This is a genomic window from Pseudoduganella aquatica, assembly GCF_009857595.1.
Lineage (GTDB): Bacteria > Pseudomonadota > Gammaproteobacteria > Burkholderiales > Burkholderiaceae_D > Rugamonas > Rugamonas aquatica_A.
The window spans coordinates 38,943-55,723 of sequence record NZ_WWCU01000012.1; the positions used below are offsets into that span (position 1 = coordinate 38,943).

At 65.6% G+C, this 16,781-nt stretch carries 14 protein-coding genes; 4 read left to right on the forward strand and 10 right to left on the reverse strand.

Annotated features, from left to right (window positions below; all coding sequences use genetic code 11):
- The first annotated feature begins 81 nt into the window (after positions 1–81).
- The gene (locus GTP77_RS12670) at positions 82–2,496 is read left to right on the forward strand and encodes a S9 family peptidase (protein ID WP_161072519.1); all 2,415 of its coding nucleotides are present in this window, start codon (positions 82–84) and stop codon (positions 2,494–2,496) included.
- Positions 2,497–2,532: 36 nt separating this feature from the next.
- Here GTP77_RS12670 and GTP77_RS12675 read toward each other — a convergent pair whose 3' ends face one another.
- A complete protein-coding gene (locus GTP77_RS12675) occupies positions 2,533–3,510 on the reverse strand; it encodes a DUF4351 domain-containing protein (protein ID WP_161072520.1) in 978 nt (325 codons plus the stop codon).
- A 150-nt stretch (positions 3,511–3,660) separates the two neighbouring features.
- Between GTP77_RS12675 and GTP77_RS12680 the strand changes: the two genes are divergently transcribed.
- Positions 3,661–3,966 carry an NIPSNAP family protein gene (locus GTP77_RS12680; protein WP_161072521.1) on the forward strand — a complete coding sequence of 102 codons (306 nt, stop codon included), beginning with the start codon at positions 3,661–3,663 and terminating at the stop codon, positions 3,964–3,966.
- A gap of 4 nt (positions 3,967–3,970) precedes the next feature.
- Here the strand turns inward: GTP77_RS12680 and GTP77_RS12685 are convergent, their stop codons facing one another.
- The 4 genes from GTP77_RS12685 to GTP77_RS12700 all read right to left on the reverse strand — a co-directional run bounded on the left by GTP77_RS12685 (position 3,971) and on the right by GTP77_RS12700 (position 8,637).
- Entirely contained in the window at positions 3,971–4,417 is a 447-nt protein-coding gene (locus tag GTP77_RS12685) for a thioesterase family protein (RefSeq protein WP_161072522.1), read from the reverse strand.
- Between the two features lie 10 nt (positions 4,418–4,427).
- A complete protein-coding gene (locus tag GTP77_RS12690; RefSeq protein WP_161072523.1) occupies positions 4,428–6,074 on the reverse strand; it encodes a DUF4214 domain-containing protein in 1,647 nt (548 codons plus the stop codon).
- Positions 6,075–6,157: 83 nt separating this feature from the next.
- Entirely contained in the window at positions 6,158–7,384 is a 1,227-nt protein-coding gene (locus tag GTP77_RS12695; protein ID WP_161072524.1) for a M20/M25/M40 family metallo-hydrolase, read from the reverse strand.
- A 23-nt stretch (positions 7,385–7,407) separates the two neighbouring features.
- On the reverse strand, positions 7,408–8,637 hold the full coding sequence (locus tag GTP77_RS12700) for a urate hydroxylase PuuD (protein ID WP_161072525.1): 1,230 nt from the start codon (positions 8,635–8,637) through the stop codon (positions 7,408–7,410).
- 112 nt (positions 8,638–8,749) lie between these two features.
- Between GTP77_RS12700 and GTP77_RS12705 the strand changes: the two genes are divergently transcribed.
- Together GTP77_RS12705 and GTP77_RS12710 are read left to right on the forward strand one after the other, a co-directional pair.
- Positions 8,750–9,685, forward strand: coding sequence for a LysR substrate-binding domain-containing protein (locus GTP77_RS12705; protein WP_161072526.1), 936 nt, complete (start codon positions 8,750–8,752; stop codon positions 9,683–9,685).
- Between the two features lie 77 nt (positions 9,686–9,762).
- The gene (locus GTP77_RS12710; protein ID WP_161072527.1) at positions 9,763–11,520 is read left to right on the forward strand and encodes an allantoate amidohydrolase; all 1,758 of its coding nucleotides are present in this window, start codon (positions 9,763–9,765) and stop codon (positions 11,518–11,520) included.
- 19 nt (positions 11,521–11,539) lie between these two features.
- Here GTP77_RS12710 and GTP77_RS12715 read toward each other — a convergent pair whose 3' ends face one another.
- From GTP77_RS12715 to GTP77_RS12735, 5 genes are read right to left on the reverse strand one after another with little or no spacing between them, the layout of a single operon-like run.
- The gene (locus GTP77_RS12715) at positions 11,540–12,301 is read right to left on the reverse strand and encodes an ABC transporter ATP-binding protein (RefSeq protein WP_161072528.1); all 762 of its coding nucleotides are present in this window, start codon (positions 12,299–12,301) and stop codon (positions 11,540–11,542) included.
- An 11-nt stretch (positions 12,302–12,312) separates the two neighbouring features.
- Positions 12,313–13,170 (reverse strand): ABC transporter ATP-binding protein, encoded by an 858-nt coding sequence (locus tag GTP77_RS12720; protein WP_371869354.1) that lies wholly within the window; start codon positions 13,168–13,170, stop codon positions 12,313–12,315.
- Positions 13,171–13,179: 9 nt separating this feature from the next.
- On the reverse strand, positions 13,180–14,115 hold the full coding sequence (locus tag GTP77_RS12725) for an ABC transporter permease (RefSeq protein ID WP_229202174.1): 936 nt from the start codon (positions 14,113–14,115) through the stop codon (positions 13,180–13,182).
- The gene (locus GTP77_RS12730) at positions 14,115–15,137 is read right to left on the reverse strand and encodes an ABC transporter permease (RefSeq protein ID WP_161072529.1); all 1,023 of its coding nucleotides are present in this window, start codon (positions 15,135–15,137) and stop codon (positions 14,115–14,117) included. The genes GTP77_RS12725 and GTP77_RS12730 overlap by 1 nt, the downstream gene beginning before the upstream one ends.
- A gap of 31 nt (positions 15,138–15,168) precedes the next feature.
- Positions 15,169–16,776, reverse strand: coding sequence for an ABC transporter substrate-binding protein (locus GTP77_RS12735; RefSeq protein ID WP_161072530.1), 1,608 nt, complete (start codon positions 16,774–16,776; stop codon positions 15,169–15,171).
- Positions 16,777–16,781 lie beyond the last annotated feature (5 nt).

Consider the following 16,781-nt stretch of genomic DNA (forward strand, 5'->3'; position numbering starts at 1 on the left):
TACTGATACATGCTTATACAAATCAGGCCCGGCACATACGCTAGAATGCCCGCTCAACCTTGCCCTTTCCCATAAGAAACGATGCGAACTTTTGCTCTCTCCGCGCTGGGCGCGGCCCTGTGCGCTGCGCTGGCGATCCCTGCCGCAGCCCAGACCCAGACTCCTACCCCTATCACGCTGGACCAGGCCATGTCCCATCCGGACTGGCTGGGCACGCCGGTGGAAACCGCCTGGTGGAGCTGGGACGGCAAGCAGGTCTACTACAAACAGAAGCGCGCCGGCTCGCCGCTGCGCGACACCTTCGAGGCTGCCGCCCGCGCCGGCCTGGCGCCGCGCAAGGTGGCCGACAGCGAACTCGCCAAGCTCGACAGCGCCAGCGTGCACTACAGCCGCGACCATAGCCGCGCCCTGCTGCTGCGCAACGGCGACCTGTTCGAGCGCGACCTGAAATCCGGCGCGCTGACGCAGATCAGCAAGGGCGCCACGCCGGCGCCGCAGGCAGCGCGCTACTCGGCCGACGGCCGCAGCGTGCAGTTCCGCGTCGGCCACGACTGGTTCAGCTGGAACCGCGCCGAGCGCCTGCTGTCGCCGGTGGCGCTGCCGCGCACCGCGAAGGATCCGGCCGCCGCGCCCGACGGCACGCCGCTGGAAGCGTCCATGCGCGACATGCAGCTGCGCCTGATCGCCACGCTGAAGCGCCAGAAGGACGACAAGGACGCGCTGCGCGAACGCGGCGACGCCGAGCGCGCGGCCGACGCCACGCGCGGCCCGCAGCCGATCTACCTGGGCGACAAAGTGGTGATCGACGCCAGCTCGCTGTCGCCGGACGGCCGCTACCTGGTGCTCGCCACCTCGCTCAAGGGCGACAAGGGCCGCATCGGCAAAATGCCGCGCTACGTGACCGAGTCCGGCTACGAGGAAGCGGACGACGAGCGCACCCGCGTGGGCCGCGACACGCCCAAAACGCAGACCCTGAAACTGGTGGACCTGCAAACCCGCGCCGTGCAGGACATCAAACTCGACGCCCTGCCCGGCATCGCCACCGACCCGCTGGCGGCCATGCGCGGAGCGCAGAAGCTGCCAGCGCTGAAGGGCAACCGCCCGGTGCGCCTGGACGACGAAAGCGACGGCGGCATCTCCTGGACCGACAACGGCGCCAAGGTGGCCGTGATGCTGCGCGCGGTCGACAATAAAGACCGCTGGATCGCCGCCATCGACCTGCCTGCCGCCGCGCTGAAGCCGCTGCACCGCGTCAGCGACACGGCCTGGGTGAACGGCAGCTACAACGAATTCGGCTGGCTGCCGGACAACGCCACGCTGTGGTTCCTGTCCGAGGAAAGCGGCTACTCCCACCTGTACACCCTGGGCGCGGATGGCAAGCAGCGCGCACTCACGCAAGGCAACTGGGAAGCGACGCGCGTGACCTGGTCCGCCAACGCCAGCACCGCCTTCGTGCTGTGCAACCGCAAGACGCCGGGCGAATACGAAGTGTGCGCCGTCAACGCCAAGGACGCGTCGGTGCGCGAAGTGACCGCGCTGGAAGGCGGCGTGGAGCAGTACGCCGTGTCGCCGGACGAGCGCAAGCTGCTGGTGCACTACTCGTCGGCCTATGTGCCGGCGCAGATCGCCACCGTGGCCGTTGCGGCCAGCGGCGCCGGCGCCGCCGTCAAGCTGACCGACACCCGCACGCCGGACTACAAGGCGCGCAACTGGGTGCAGCCGCAGCTGGTGGCGGTGCCGTCCACGCACGGCGCGGGTCCGATCTGGTCCAAGCTGTACCGCCCGGCCACGCTGGAAGCGGGCAAGAAGTACCCCATCGTGATGTTCGTGCACGGCGCGGGCTATCTGCAAAACACCACCAAGCGCTTCCCGGTCTACTTCCGCGAGCAGATGTTCCACAACCTGCTGGTTGAAAAAGGCTACATCGTGCTGGACATGGACTACCGCGCCTCGAAAGGCTACGGCCGCGACTGGCGCACGGCGATCTACCGCCAGATGGGCCATCCGGAACTGGACGACTATGTGGACGGCCTGAACTGGATGGTGGCGCAGCACCAGGGCGACCCCGCCAATGTCGGCGTCTACGGCGGCAGCTACGGCGGCTTCATGACCTTTATGGCGCTGCTGCGCGAGCCGGGCAAATTCAAGTCCGGCGCGGCGCTGCGCCCGGTCACCGACTGGACCACCTACAACCACGAGTACACCGCCAACATCCTGAACACGCCGGAGCTGGACCCCGAAGCGTACAAGAAATCGTCGCCGATCGAATACGCCGAGAAGCTGCAAGGCAATCTGCTGATCGCGCACGGCATGGTGGACGACAATGTGTTCTACCAGGATTCGGTGCGCATGGCGCAGCGTTTCATCGAGCTGAAGAAGGACAACTGGGAATTGGCCAGCTACCCGCTCGAGCGCCACGCCTACCTGCAGCCGGAAAGCTGGTACGACCAGTACCGCCGCATCTACCAGCTGTTTGAACGCACGCTGAAGAAATAAGAACCAAGGCCGGGACGATGCTCCCGGCCTTTTAATTTATTCAAACACTTGCTTGAGCGACTGCGCCTCCATCAGCGCATCGCTCCAGGCCGTCAACTGCTCAGCGCTGGCCTTGGCCAGCTTCTTCCGCGCAGTTTGCGGCAGCGGCCCGAACCGCTGTGTAAGCAGTCGCTCCAACAACGCGGCTGCACCTTCCTTGCGGCCTTGCAGAATGCCTTTCTCCAGGCCTTTCTCGAGGCCTTTCTGCCAGCCTTTGTCCATGAATGACTGCTCCAACGGCGTGATCCATTCCATTTTGCGCTCCTTTTCCATCTGGAGAACAGCCTGCCAGTAACGGTCCTGATGCGTCGCGGGCAAGGCCATCATCCAGTTGATCACATTGAACAACACAATTATGCGCCGTTTGCTCCAGCCATGCCGGTACAGTAGCTTGGTCAACTGCCACTTTGCAACGTAGAGCTGGTCCGCATCGTGACGGGCTTGCTGCGTGCGCAAGTGCGCCAGCGTAATCCAGGCAAAAGGGTTGTGGGAGGCCAGCAATGCATCGGTCCTGTCGGCATAATCCAGCAGCTTGGCGGTGGCAAAAGATATGCCCATTACAGTACCCAGTATCTGATTATGGAAGGCGTGCGGTTGCCAGCCCGGATCATCGTCCGCCAGCAACACCAGGCTGGCCACCGGCCGCGCATATTCCTTGAAGATGCGGTAGTTATAGTCGAGTACGCGCCGCGCCAGCGATGCATCGCGCTGCGCTTGAACCTCAACGTGGATCAGCACCCATTGCACGCTGCCGTCACGCAGGCATACCTCCACCAGCTTGTCGGCCACCATGCCGTCCGGAGCGTCGCCAAAACCGATACTCGCAAGTTCCTTGTCGCGCAAGCGCGGCCGTTTTGACCAGTCGATCTGAATGCAGAGTTCGGCGAAGAAGAAGGCCATGAAAGCCCGGAAGGCATGCGTCAGCGCCCTCTTCCAGGGCAAATCGAAACGCGCGGGCGGAGCGATATTGGGCATGCCCCCAGTCTACGGTCGCGCCCTGCCTGAGCATATTGACGAAAGACAAAACCCAGGCACATTCCGCGCGGGCCACGGCGTAAGGCGCTGCGATGCGCGGCGCGGCGAATTGATATACATTGCTGGTTCCCGGATTTTCAAGGACACCCAATGATCACCTGCCACCTGCGCTACATCATCGATGCGGACAAGCTGCTGGAATTTGAACACTACGCCCGCTTGTGGATACCGCTGGTCGAGAAACTGGGCGGCATCCACCACGGCTACCTGATGCCCAGCGAAGGCGCCAGCGACGTCGCGCTGGCCTCGTTCTCGTTCGCGTCACTGGCCGCCTACGAACAGTACCGCATCGCGGCCGCCAGCGACGAGGAATGTATCGCGGCAGTCGACTACTACAAGCAGACCAAGTGCTTCCTCAGCTACGAGCGCTCGTTCTTCCGTCCGGTGTTTCGCTAAGCTCTCAGCGCGCCACGCTGCTGGGCAGATCCGCGAAATCTTCGGTTTTTTCCAGGATCTGCCAGGTCGCCAGCAGGGCCGGCGGCGGCACGATCAGCTTGCGCGCCACCAGGTCCAGCCAGCCGCCGGCGCTGGTGATGCGCGCGGCCAGCTTGCCGTCGCCGCGATAGATGTCGCTGCGCAGCAGCCAGCGGCTGCCGTCCTGGGACATGCCCGCCAGGCCCAGCGTCACTGTGATCGGCTCCAGCAGCATCACTTCCTTGAAGTAGGCGATATCGTCCTTCATCACCACCGGGCCGATGTTCTGGCGCTTGAATTCGCCCATGCTGAAGCCGTTCTCCGACAGGAACAGCATGCGCACGTCGCCCGCCTTGTCCAGAAAGGCCGTGTTGCGCATATGGCTGTTGAAATCCATATCGCCCCAGCCAGCCATCATCTTCTTTTCAAACATGGCCATCCCCCTATGCTCCATAGCTTGTGTAGACAAAGCCGTTGCCCACCAGCGCAACGGCGGCACTCATATTTTCGGCGCTTTCGCTGAAGGACGTCAGCACGTCCGCCCGCGATGCACCGTGTTCCAGGACGGTGTTCCAATAACTGACACCGCCGGCGTCGCCTTCGCGGTGCAGCACGTTGCGGTACAGGCCGTCGACGAACGCCGCATTGCCGGGGTTGGCGCCGTAATGCTGCTGGAACTCCGCACTGCCGATAAAGCCCTGCGCCACGTCGCCCAGCTTGGTGCCGTGTTCCAGCACCGAGATCCAGTAGCCCAGGCCCGCCTTGTCCGGCGCACGGTCCAACGCTGCCCGGTACAGGCGGAAAGCGCGGCCGACGTCGCCGTCCATGCTGAGCGCGACCACATCGCTGCTGCCGGTGAAGAAAATCCGGTCGATATTGGACAGTGTATCGGCGCCGACGCCGGCTTTGGATATCAGGAACTTCCCCGGGCCGAAGGCACTGTAAATGCTGTAGTCGCCAACGCTCCCTTTATACACGATGGTATCGCGCTCGCCCTGGGTGCCGCTGTACGTGGTATTCGCAAGCCTGCCGCCTTGCACTGCGCCTTTGCTGGCCAGCGTGCTGACGTCCATGCCTGAAATGGTAGCGGTGCTGGCGGCATTGCCGGCCAGGTCAACGACGCTGCCGGCGCTCATCTTTAAGGTGTAACTCGCAGGGAAGAGCACGTGGCTGGGCTGCATCGTCACGGCCGAACCCGACACAGTGACCCGGCCGGCTTGCTGCATGTCGAACGTCTCAAGCACGGTGCCCGAACTGTCGAGCAGGCTGATCACGCCGGTGCCAGCCCGGACCGGCTCATCGAAAGTCAATATGAGAGGGCCATCAACTGCGCCTGCGCCATTGCTGACCCGGGGTGCAATGGTATCGGTCATGGTCATCGACAGGCTGTAGTTCAGTTTCTCGCCTTGCGGCAAAGTGGCGAAACTGCCGGTCTCGATACGAATGTAGTTGTAGCCATCGCTGCTGGAGCCGAGAAATGTCAGGGTGCCGTTGTCCGGGTTCCAGTTGCCGCTTGTTTGGCCATCCTTGTCGACCACGGCCAGCGCGGGCCGCGCGCCGGCCGCCAGGAGCTGCTGCTCCGCCGTAACATTCAACTTGATCTTGTAGGTCACGCCCTGCTGCGCAGCGAACTTGAAGTAGTCCCGGTCATACAGATAGTCCAGCCTTCCGCTGGCCTGTCCCGCCGCATTGAATGCAAGCGCCGAAGCCCTGCTGTTGGCGATGTCATCCGCCACAGGTGTTACGCTGAGCGTGTAGTCGCCCACCTGGCTGCCTTTCACTTGCACGTAGTAGCGCCCGGTCTGGTACGGTGCCACCGGCTCGCCCAGCGGCGCGCTCTTGTAGAAATCAAGCTCAGTGCTATAGATCGCCATCCCGGTGTAGCCCGTGCTCGGGAACACTGTCAGGTCCAGGCGCTGCCCTGCCGGACTGCCGGGACCCGGCACCAGCGCAAAGTTGTAGCCCACGCTGCTGTCCAGGTCCATCTGGAACCAATCGCGGTCGCCGGCCGTATCAATCCGCCCGGCAACGCTGCCATACAGGGCCAGGCGGCCGGTGGTAGATGCGTCGCTGCTGTAGTCGTCTGCCATGCCTGTCTTCACCGTTTCACTGTTGCAAAAAAGTAATTATAACGGATGTGTTACTTTGTGGCAACAATAACAACGACAGCAACTTAGGCCAGGAAGTCGGCCAGCGTCAGTGCGACGATTTTAGTCGCTTTGCGCAGATCGTCCAGCGCCAGGCGCTCGTCGGCTTTCTTGGCGTTGGATTCGGGCACGGTGCGCGGGCCGGCGCCGTACAGCACCGCCGGGATGCCCTGCTCGCCGTACAGGCGCGCGTCGGCGTACAGCGGCGTGCCGACGGCGGGAATGTCTTCACCCAGGATGGCCCTGGCGTTCTTCTGGATGTTGGCCACGATCTGCTCTGTACCCGGCTGCGGGCGCAGCGCGTGCGACAGCAGCAGGCGCTTGATCTCGATGCGGATGCCGGGCTCGCCGCGCACCGCGTCCTCGATCAGCGCGCGCACCTGCGCTTCCACCGCCACCGGATCTTCTTCCGGAATCATGCGGCGGTCCATCTTCATCACCACTTTGCCGGGCACCACGTTGGTGTTGGTGCCGCCGTCGATGCGGCCCACCAGCATGGTCGGGCTGTCGATGCCGGGCACTTTGGACTTCACCTTCTTCAACTCCGCCACCTGGGTGTAGAGCGCATTCAGGATCTTGGTGGCCGCTTGCAGCGCGTCGTGGCCGGTCTCCGGCATGGCGCCGTGGCCGGACTTGCCGTGCACGGTGATCTCGAACTGCAAGCAGGCGTTGTGGGCGGTGACGATGCTGTAGCTGAAGCCCGCCGCGATGACAAAATCAGGCTTGGTGAGCTTTTGCTCCAACAGCCAGCCCGGTCCCAGCAGGCCGCCGAATTCCTCGTCGTAGGTGAAGTGCAGTTCCAGCTGTCCCTTGAGCGGCACGCCCAGCGCTTCCAGCGCGCGCGCGGCGAAGATGTAGGTGGCGAAGTCGCACTTGGAGACGGCGGCGGCGCGGCCATAGATGTAGCCGTTGTCGACCACGCCGCCGTAGGGCGGATAGGTCCAGCCTTCGCCGGGCGGCACCACGTCGCCGTGCGCGTTCAGCGCCACGGTGGGGCCGCCGTCCGCATAGGGACGGCGCACGATCAGGTTGGTGATGCTCTCCATGCCGTAGTCATGCACCTGCTGCGCGGGCACGGCGTGCTTCTCGGCCTGCCAGCCGTAGGCCTGCACCGCTTCGGCGACCATGTCCGCGTGCGGCGCGTTGTTGCCGGGCGGTGTGTCGGTGGGCACGCGCAGCACCTGCTGCAGGAAGGCGACTTCTTCGTCGAAGTGGGCGTCGATCCACTGGATCAGTTGTTCTTGCTTGCTCATGTTCTTCCTCTTGGACGTGGGGCTTACTTCGCGCCGGACTCGAACCAGGCAGCCACTTGGGCGCGTTCGTCGTCGGTCATATTGGTCAGGTTAGCCAGCGGCATGGCTTTCAGCTGCACCGCCTGCTTGTAGATCTTCTCGGCATTCTGGCGCACTTCCGCCTCGTTCTCCAGCATGATGCCGGCCGGCGCGGCGGCAAAGCCGGGCTGCGTGGGCGCCACCGCGTGGCAGGATACGCAGCGCTGCGCCAGGATGGCCTGCACTTTGCCGAACTGCGAAACCGCAAGCGGCGCGGCGGCGGCCGAAGCCGCGCGGGCCGCCGGCGGCGGCGGTGCAATCGCCACCGCCACGGCGATCAGGATCGCCACGCCGATGGCCGGATAGCGCCACTCGACGCGGCCCTTGTGGCGCAGGTTGAAGAAGTGGCGGATAAACACGCCCGCCGCCATGATGGCCGCCAGCACCAGCCAGGCGTGGTCGTGGCGGTAGGTCATGGCGTAGTGGTTGCTGATCATGATGAACAGCACCGGCAAGGTGAAGTAGTTGTTATGCACGCTGCGCTGCTTGGCGCGCTGGCCATGCACCGGGTCCGGCAGGCCGCCCGCCGCGATGGCCGCCACCATCTTGCGCTGGCCGGGGATAATCAGCATCAGCACATTGGCCACCATGATGGTGCCTATCATCGCGCCCACGTGGATGTAGGCCGCGCGGCCGCTGAGGAAATGCGTCAGCACCCAGGCCGCCGCCACCAGCAGCGCAAACACCACCACGCCGAACCAGAAGTCATGCTTGCCCAGCGGGGAGCGGCACAGCAGGTCGTACACGGTCCAGCCCACCACCAGCGAAGCGATGCCCAGGCCCACGGCCTGCAGGCTGCTCAGGTCCGCCACGGATTTGTCCACCATCATGGCCTGGGCGTTGAAATAGTAGGCGATGGTCAGCAGCGCGAAGCCCGACAGCCAGGTGGTGTAAGCTTCCCATTTGAACCAGTGCAGCTCCTTGGGCAGCTCGGCCGGCGCCACCAGGTACTTCTGCGGGTTGTAGAATCCGCCGCCGTGCACGGCCCACAACTCGCCCGACACGCCCTTCTTCGCCAGCTCGGAGCCGGGCGCCGGCGGACGGATGGAGTTGTCCAGCCAGACGAAATAAAACGAGGCGCCTATCCAGGCGATACCGGTAATGATGTGCAGCCAGCGCACGATCAGGTTCAGCCACTCGAGGCCGTAAGGGATCAGATAGGCAAAAACTTCCATGGATTCCTCAAGAATAAAGTAGCGGCAATTTACAGAAGATAAACGGTTTTCGTCCCTGCATCATGAAATATATCGTATATTTCTCATATCCGATCTGATATAAAGCCAGCCTATGTCCAGCCTGCCCAAAAATCTCGATCTGCACCTGATCCGCATCCTCTACCTGCTGCTGGTGGAGAAGAATGTGTCGCGCGTTGCGCTCAAGCTGAATCAGCCGCAGCCATCGATCTCCGCCTCCCTGCGCAAGCTGCGCGAACTGACCGGCGACCCGCTGCTGGTGCGCGGCGCGCGCGGCATGGTGCCCACCCAGCACGGCGAGAGCCTGCTCAAGCCCGCCAAGCGCATCCTCGATGAAACGGAAAACCTGTTCATCAAGAAGACGCCCTTCGTGCCGCAGGAGGAAGCGCGCACCTTCCACATCGCCGCGCCGGACTATCTGGACACGCAGTTCCTGCCCAATGTGGTGTCGCTGCTGCGGCGCGGCTCGCCGCTCAGCCGCATCGTCATCCACGGCCTGGGGCCGGGCGTGGACTATGTGCGCCTGCTGTCGGACGGCGACCTGGACCTGGTGATCGCCAACTGGGACGAGCCGCCCGAGCACCTGCACATGTCCAAGCTGTTCGAAGACCCCATCATCTGCGCCATGCACGCGGCCGCGCCCTACGCCAAGCGCACCGCCAGCGACGCCATGACGGCCGAGGACTACCTGTCGCTGCCGCACGTGGCGCCGTCGCAGCTGCTGCCCGGCTACCACGGCGTGATCGACTCCTTCCTCGAGCGCCAGAACATGCGCCGCAACGTGGTGGTGGAATCGGCCTACTTCGGCCTCATTCCCTACATGCTGACGCAGACCGACCTGGTGCTGACCACCGGCCGCCAGTTCATCCGCTTCCATGAAAAGACGCTGCCGCTGAAAACCTACACGGTGCCGATCAAGTTCCCGCCGATGCGCTTCTACCAGCTGTGGCACGAGCGCGTGCACGGCGCGCCCGAGCACAAATGGCTGCGCGACCAGGTCAGCGAGGCGGCGAAAGGGCTGCTGAAGTGATAAGGGTCATAGGCTCCGGCATATAGCCCGCCTGTCCCGGCAGTTATATGATCGAAGCTCCAAGGATGGATATCACGATGACTACACTCTCCGAACTCAATAGCTGCGACGTTTCCACTTTCGCCGAGCGCCTGCACGGCATCTACGAGCACTCGCCCTGGATACCCCAGCGCGCAGCGGCGGGCCGTCCCTACGCCAGCGTGGCGGCGCTCAAGCAGGCCTTGCAGGCGGAAGTGGCCAGGGCAAGCAACGACGAACAACTGGGCTTGATCCGCGCCCACCCGGAATTGGCAGGCAAGGCCGCCATCGCCGGCGAGCTGACGGCAGAATCGACCAATGAACAGGCGCGTTCCGGCCTGAACCTGTGCAGCGCCGAGGAATTCGCCACGCTGCACAAGCTGAATGCGGACTACAACGCCAAGTTCGGCTTCCCCTTCATCCTGGCCGTGAAAGGCCCCACCGGCAACGGCCTGACGCGCCAGCAGATCATCGCCACCTTCACGCGCCGCTCGCGCAACCAGGTGGCGGACGAACAGCAGGAGTGCCTGCGCCAGATCCACCGCATCGCCGAAATGCGCATCAACGACCTGCTGGGCGTGAAGATGGACTTCGGCCCCGCCATCATGCAATGGTCGGAAGACCTGGCGCAGTGGAGCGACGACGAGCACGGCCTGACCTGCGCCTACATGACGGACGCGCACCGCAAATCCGCCGCCCAGCTGGCGGCGTGGATGCGCGAAGCGGGCATGGAAGTGGAGATCGACAACGTGGGCAACGTGGTGGGCCGCTACCTGAGCGGCGCAGCCGGCGCCAAGACGCTGATGACGGGATCGCATTACGACACCGTGCGCAACGGCGGCAAGTACGACGGCCGCCTCGGCATCCTGCTGCCGCTCGCCATCGTCAAGAGCCTGCACGCGAAGGGTGAAAAGCTGCCGTTCGACTTTGAGATTGTCGGCTTTGCCGAAGAAGAAGGCGTGCGTTTCCGCTCCACTTTCCTGGGCAGTAACGCCATCACCGGCCGCTTCGACATGGGCCTGCTGGAGCAGCTGGACGCGGACGGCGTGAGCATGCGCACGGCGCTGGAGGCTGCGGGCCACAACGTGCAGGCCATTCCCGCCATCGCGCGCGACCCGGCAAAACTGCTGGCCTTCGTGGAAGTGCATATCGAACAAGGGCCGGTGCTGCTGCAGCGCGGCCTGCCGCTGGGCGTGGTCACCGCCATCGCGGGCAGTTCGCGCTACCTGGTGGAACTGCACGGCCTGGCCAGCCATGCCGGCACCACGCCCATGACCATGCGCAAGGACGCTGCTGCCGCTGCGGCCGAAATCGTGCTGCTGGTCGAGCAGCGCTGCGGCACGGCCGAGGCCCTGGTGGGCACCGTTGGGCAGCTGCAGGTGCCGAATGGTTCGGTCAACGTGATCCCGGGCGCGTGCAAGCTGTCGCTCGACATCCGCGCGGCGGACGACGCGGTGCGCAAGGCGGCGGTGCAGGACGTCCTCGACGGCATCGCGGCGATCTGCGAGCGGCGCCAGGTTGAATTCAAGCTGGAGAAAGTGGTGGAAGCCAGCGCAGCCCCCTGCGCGCCATGGCTGATGGACCAGCTGGGCGCAGCGGTCGAGCGCACCGGCCTGCCGCGTTTCGACCTGCTGTCCGGTGCCGGTCACGACGCCATGGCCATGGCCGCCATCACCGACGTGGCCATGCTGTTCACGCGCTGCGGCAACGGCGGCATCAGCCACAACCCGCTGGAAACCATGACCGCCGACGACGCCGAAATCGCCGCCCAGGCGCTGCTGGACTTCCTGCGCAGCTTTGAGCCCAAGGCACGTTGAGACTGGCCCTGCCCAGACCTCACACGGCCGCCATCTCCCGGCTGTAGCTCCGCGTTGCATCGACCAGGCTGCGCGTGTAGGGGTGGGTGGCGCCGCCGTTGCTGAGCGAGGCGCTGTCAAGCGTGTCGACGATGCGGCCTTGCTGCATCACCGCCACGCGGTCGCACAGGTGCACCACCACGCCCAGGTCGTGCGTCACCAGGATGTAGGTCAGGCCGTCGCGCGCGCGCAGCTCGGCCAGCAGGTTCAGGATCTCGGCCTGCACCGACACGTCCAGCGCGGACGTGGGCTCGTCCAGCAGCAGGATGCGCGGCTCCAGTATCAGCGCGCGCGCGATCGCCACGCGCTGCCGCTGGCCGCCCGACATCTGGTGCGGGTAGCGGTAGCGGAAGGACTCATTCAGGCCCACCTTCAGCAGCATCTGCCGCACCCGCTCGCCGATGTTGTCCATCTTGTGGATCTTCAGCGGCTCGGACAGCGCCGTGTCCACAGTGTGGCGCGGATGCAGCGAGCCGTAAGGATCCTGGAACACCATCTGCATCAGCCGGCAGCGTTCGCGGTCTATCTTGCGGCCCAGCGGCTGGCCGGCGATAGCCATCTCCCCTTCCCAGTGCGAGTACAGCCCGGCCAGGCAGCGCAGCACCGTGCTCTTGCCGGAGCCCGATTCACCCACCAGCCCGAATACCTCGCCCTCCTTCACCGAGAAGCCCACTTCGTTCAATACCTTGTTGCGCTGGCCGCCGCTGCCGAAGGACAGCGCCAGTTCATTTACCGTGATCATGAATCGAACTCCTAATTGGTGAGCCAGGCGGGATCGCGCTGCAGCACCGGCAACGCCGGGCGCCGCACGTCTATGCTGGGCAGCGCGGCCAGCAGGCCGCGGGTGTAAGGATGCTGGGCGTGGTCCAGGTCCGCCGCCGCGATGGACTCCACCACGCGGCCCGCATACATCACCAGCACGCGGTCGCAAAAGTGGCGCACCAGGTTCAGGTCGTGGCTGATGAAGACCAGGCCCAGGTCGCGCTGGCCCACCAGGTCGTCCAGCACGGACAGCACTTGCGCGCGCACAGACACGTCCAGCGCCGATGTGGGCTCGTCGGCGATCACAACTTCCGGATTCGGGATCAGCATCATCGCAATCATGATGCGCTGGCCCATGCCGCCGGAGATCTCGTGCGGATAGCGCTCGTACACGCGCTGAGGTTCGCGGATGCGCACCTGCTCCAGCATGGCGATGACCCGCTCGCGCACCTCGGCGCGCGGCAGGCGCCGGCCGCTCTCGTGCGCCACCAGGGCTTCTGCGATCTGGTCGCCCACCTTCATCACCGGGTTCAGCGAATACTTGGGGTCCTGCATGATCATGGACATGCGCTGGCCGCGTATGGCGCGCATCTGCTTTTCGCCGGCCTGCAGCAGGTCGGTATCGCCGAAGCGCAGCACGCGCGCGTCGATGCGGGCGCTGGCCGGGTGCAGCTTCAGCAGCGTGCGGCCCACGGTCGATTTGCCGGAGCCGGATTCGCCGACGATGGCCAGCTTCTCGCGCCCCAGCTTGAACGACACGCCGCGCACCGCGTCCACCAGTCCGTCGCGCGTGGCGAAGCGCACGCTCAGGTCTTCCACTTCCAGCTTGGTCTCTGTGTTTGTCATCATTGGTCCTTGTCAGCTGCGTGGATCGAACACGTCGCGCAGGCCGTCGCCCAGCAGGTTGAAGGCCAGGCTCACCACCATGATGGCGGCGCCGGGCATGGCCACCAGCCACCAGCACTCCATCATGTAGCGGCGTCCGGCCGAGATCATGGCGCCCCACTCGGCCGACGGCGGCTGCGCGCCCAGGCCGAGGAAGCCCAGGCCCGCAGCTGTGAGGATGATGCCGGCCATATTCATGGTCAGCCGCACCAGCACCGAGGACAGGCACAGCGGCGCAATGTGCCGCACCAGGATGCGCAGCGGCGAAGCGCCCTGCAGCTGCACGGCCGCCACGAAGTCGGCCTTGCGCAGGGTGCGCGTTTCGGCGCGCGCCAGGCGGGCGATGGGCGGCCAGGCGGTGAGCGCGATGGCGATCACCGCGTGCTCCAGGCCCGGCCCGAGCGCGGCCACGAAGGCCAGCGCCAGCACCAGGCTGGGGAAGGAAATGAAGATGTCGGTGATGCGCATGAACAGCGTATCCACCCAGCCGCCGAAGTAGCCGGAAGTGGCACCCACCGCCAGCCCCACCGGGCCGACCACGATGGTGACCAGGCCCACGATGTACAAGGTGGTGCGGGCGCCGTAGACCAGGCGGCTGAAGGTGTCGCGGCCGTATTCGTCGGTGCCGAACCAGTGCGCGGCGCCGGGCGCCTGCAAGGTGGCGGCCAAGTCCTGGCGCAGCGGGTCGTGGGTGGCGATCCAGGGCGCGAAGCAGGCTACCGCGATCAGCAGCAGGATCACGATCAGGCCCGCGAGCGTCATGGGATTGAGCAGCAGGTGGCGCAGTGCGCGCCGCAGCGATTCGCGCAGCGCGGAGCCGGCGGTGGCGGGGCCGGCCGCGCGCGGCGATGGCGGCGTGGCGGGGGCGGCGTCCGGCTTCGGCGCGGCAGTCATGGTAGGTGTCAGCATCAGTGCATCCGTGGGTCGAAAACTTGGTACAAGGCGTCCGAGACGAGATTAAGCGTGACGAAGATGACGCCGACCAGCAGCACGCATCCCATCACCGAATTCATATCGCCCAGCAGCAGGCTGTTGGTCAGGTACTGGCCGAAGCCCGGCCAGGCGAACACGGTCTCGATCAGCACCGCGCCCTCCAGCAGGCCGCCGTAGGCCAGCGCGACGATGGTAAGCAGCTGCACCAGGATGTTGCGGAAGGCGTGGCGCCAGATCACAGCCGCCTCGGACAGCCCCTTCACGCGCGCCGTGAGGATGTATTCCTGCGACAGCTGCGCCAGCATGAAGCTGCGCGTCATGCGGCTGATATAGGCCATCGAATGCAGGCCCAGGATGCAGGCCGGCAGCAGGATGTGCTTGACGCTGTTGGCGAAGGCGTCCCAGTTCCCGGCCAGCAGCGTGTCGATCAGCAGCAGGCCGGTGACGGAGGGGATGGCGCCGTCGTACATCAGCGCGATGCGCCCGGAGCCGCCGGCCCAGCCCAGCCAGGCGTAGAACACCAGCAGTCCCATCATGGCGAACCAGAACACCGGCGTGGAGTGGCCCGCCAGGCTGATGACGCGCACCACATGGTCCACCAGGCGGCCGCGCCGGCTGGCGGCCCACACGCCCAGCGGCACGCCGGCCAGCACGCCGAGCACGATGGCCAGCGTGGCCAGTTCCACCGTGGCCGGGAACACCCGCGCAATGTCGGCGCTGACGGCGTTCCCGGTCAGCAGCGAGGTGCCGAGGTTACCGTGCGCCAGTTCGCCCAGGTAGCGGCCGAACTGCATCCACAGCGGCTGGTCCAGGCCCAGGCGCGCCGCAGCCTGCTGGTAGGTGGACGCGTCCGCGTCCGGCCCGACGATGGAGAGCACCGGATCGATCGGCATCACGCGGCCGATGAAGAAGGTCAGCACCAGCAAGCCGCACAGCGTGGCCAGGGTGCTCAGCAAACGCGTTCGCATGGTGCCGGCGCGCGCCCAGAAAGCTTTCATGTCTTGTCTCCCTTGTTATTTTGGCGGGCGTCTAATCTTTGTAGACGTCCCGCAGGTGGGTGGTGGCGGACGGGTGTCCCACGTAGCCGTGCACCCGCTTGCTCAGCACCACGGTCTCCAGCATCTGCGAGATGGGCTGGATGGCGCCCACTTCGCTGTCGTACAGCTGCTGCACTTCTCGGTACATGGCGTTCTGCGTGTCGGGGTCGCGCTCGCGCACCGCCTGCTCGATCAGCCGGTTGATTTCCTGGCTGTGGAAGGAAGTGCGCCAGCCCTGGAAGTTGGTCAGCTTGGCGGCGTCGCGGTTGTCCGGGTTGTAGACCAGCGCGCGCAGGTTGGCGTGCGGATGCGGCTCCACGCCGCCGCCGCCCCGCCCCACCACGATTTCGAATTTGCGGTCGCGCATGGCGCCATACACCTGGTTGCCGGTGCCGGACTGGATGCTGGCTTCGATGCCGGCCTGCGCCAGCGTGCCTTGCAGCGCGGTGGCGATATTGATCATGGGCGGATCGGACAGCACCTTGATGGTGGTGCGGAAGCCGTTCGGGTAGCCCGCCTCGGCCAGCAGCTTTTTCGCCGCCGGCACGTCCAGCTTGTAGCCCGGATCGGGCAGCGTGGCCGCCAGGCCTATCATCACCGGGCGCTGATGCGCCACGCCGTAGTGCGGCATGATGGCCTTGTTGATGCCGTCGTAGTCGATCAGCTTGCGCAGCGCCAGGCGCACGCGCTTGTCGGCGAACTTGGCGTCCTTCATGCTCACCGCCACGTAGTAGGAGGTGCCGCGCAGCACCGGCTGCACCACCGCGCTGGCGTCGTGCCGCAGCGCTTCGATGTCGGGACCGGCCATGCCGGCCGCCAGGTCCACGTCGCCGCGCGAGATCATGAAGCGCAGCGACAGCGACTCCGGCACGTGCCGCATCACCACGCGGCGCAGCTTGGCCGGGCCGCGCCAGTAGGCGTCGTAGCGGTCCAGCAGCATGGCGTCCTTGGCGCGCCACTCGGTCAGCGCGTAGGGGCCGGAACCGGCGGCGTGCGTCAGCAGCCAGGCCGCGCCCAGGTCGCCGTTCTTTTCGTGCGACAGCACCGTGTCGCGGTCCAGGATGGCGGCGCTGACCGAGGTGCCCAGCGTGTACAGCACCATCTTCGGGTCGGTCGGCTCGGGCAGCGTGATGCGCAGGGTGCGCGCGTCCACCGCCTGGATCAGGCGCTCGGCGTTGCCGGCGCTGAAGCCGTAGCTTTTCCACGGCGAGGCCATGGCCAGGTTCAGCTTGAGCACGCGCTGCAACGACCAGGCCGCGTCGGCGGCGGTGAGCGCGCGACCGCTCTGGAAGCGCGCGTCGCCGCGCAGCGTCAGGGTCAGGCTCATGCCGTCGGGTGCGATCTCCCAGCGCTCGGCCAGCGCGGGATGCACCTTGCTCAGGTCATGCGGGTCCAGCTCCACCAGGTAGTCGTACAGGTTGGCCACCACGCCCAGCACGTCGTTGCCAGTGGCGCCGGCAGGGTCCAGCGACAGCAGGTTGTTCATGTTCATGCCGATCACCAGCTGGTCGCGCGGGGTAGCGGCCAGCGCAGGTGCGCCCGGCAGCGCCAGCGCCACGGCCACGGCCAGCGCGCACGCACGTTTGATTGCACGTTTCATGGCCG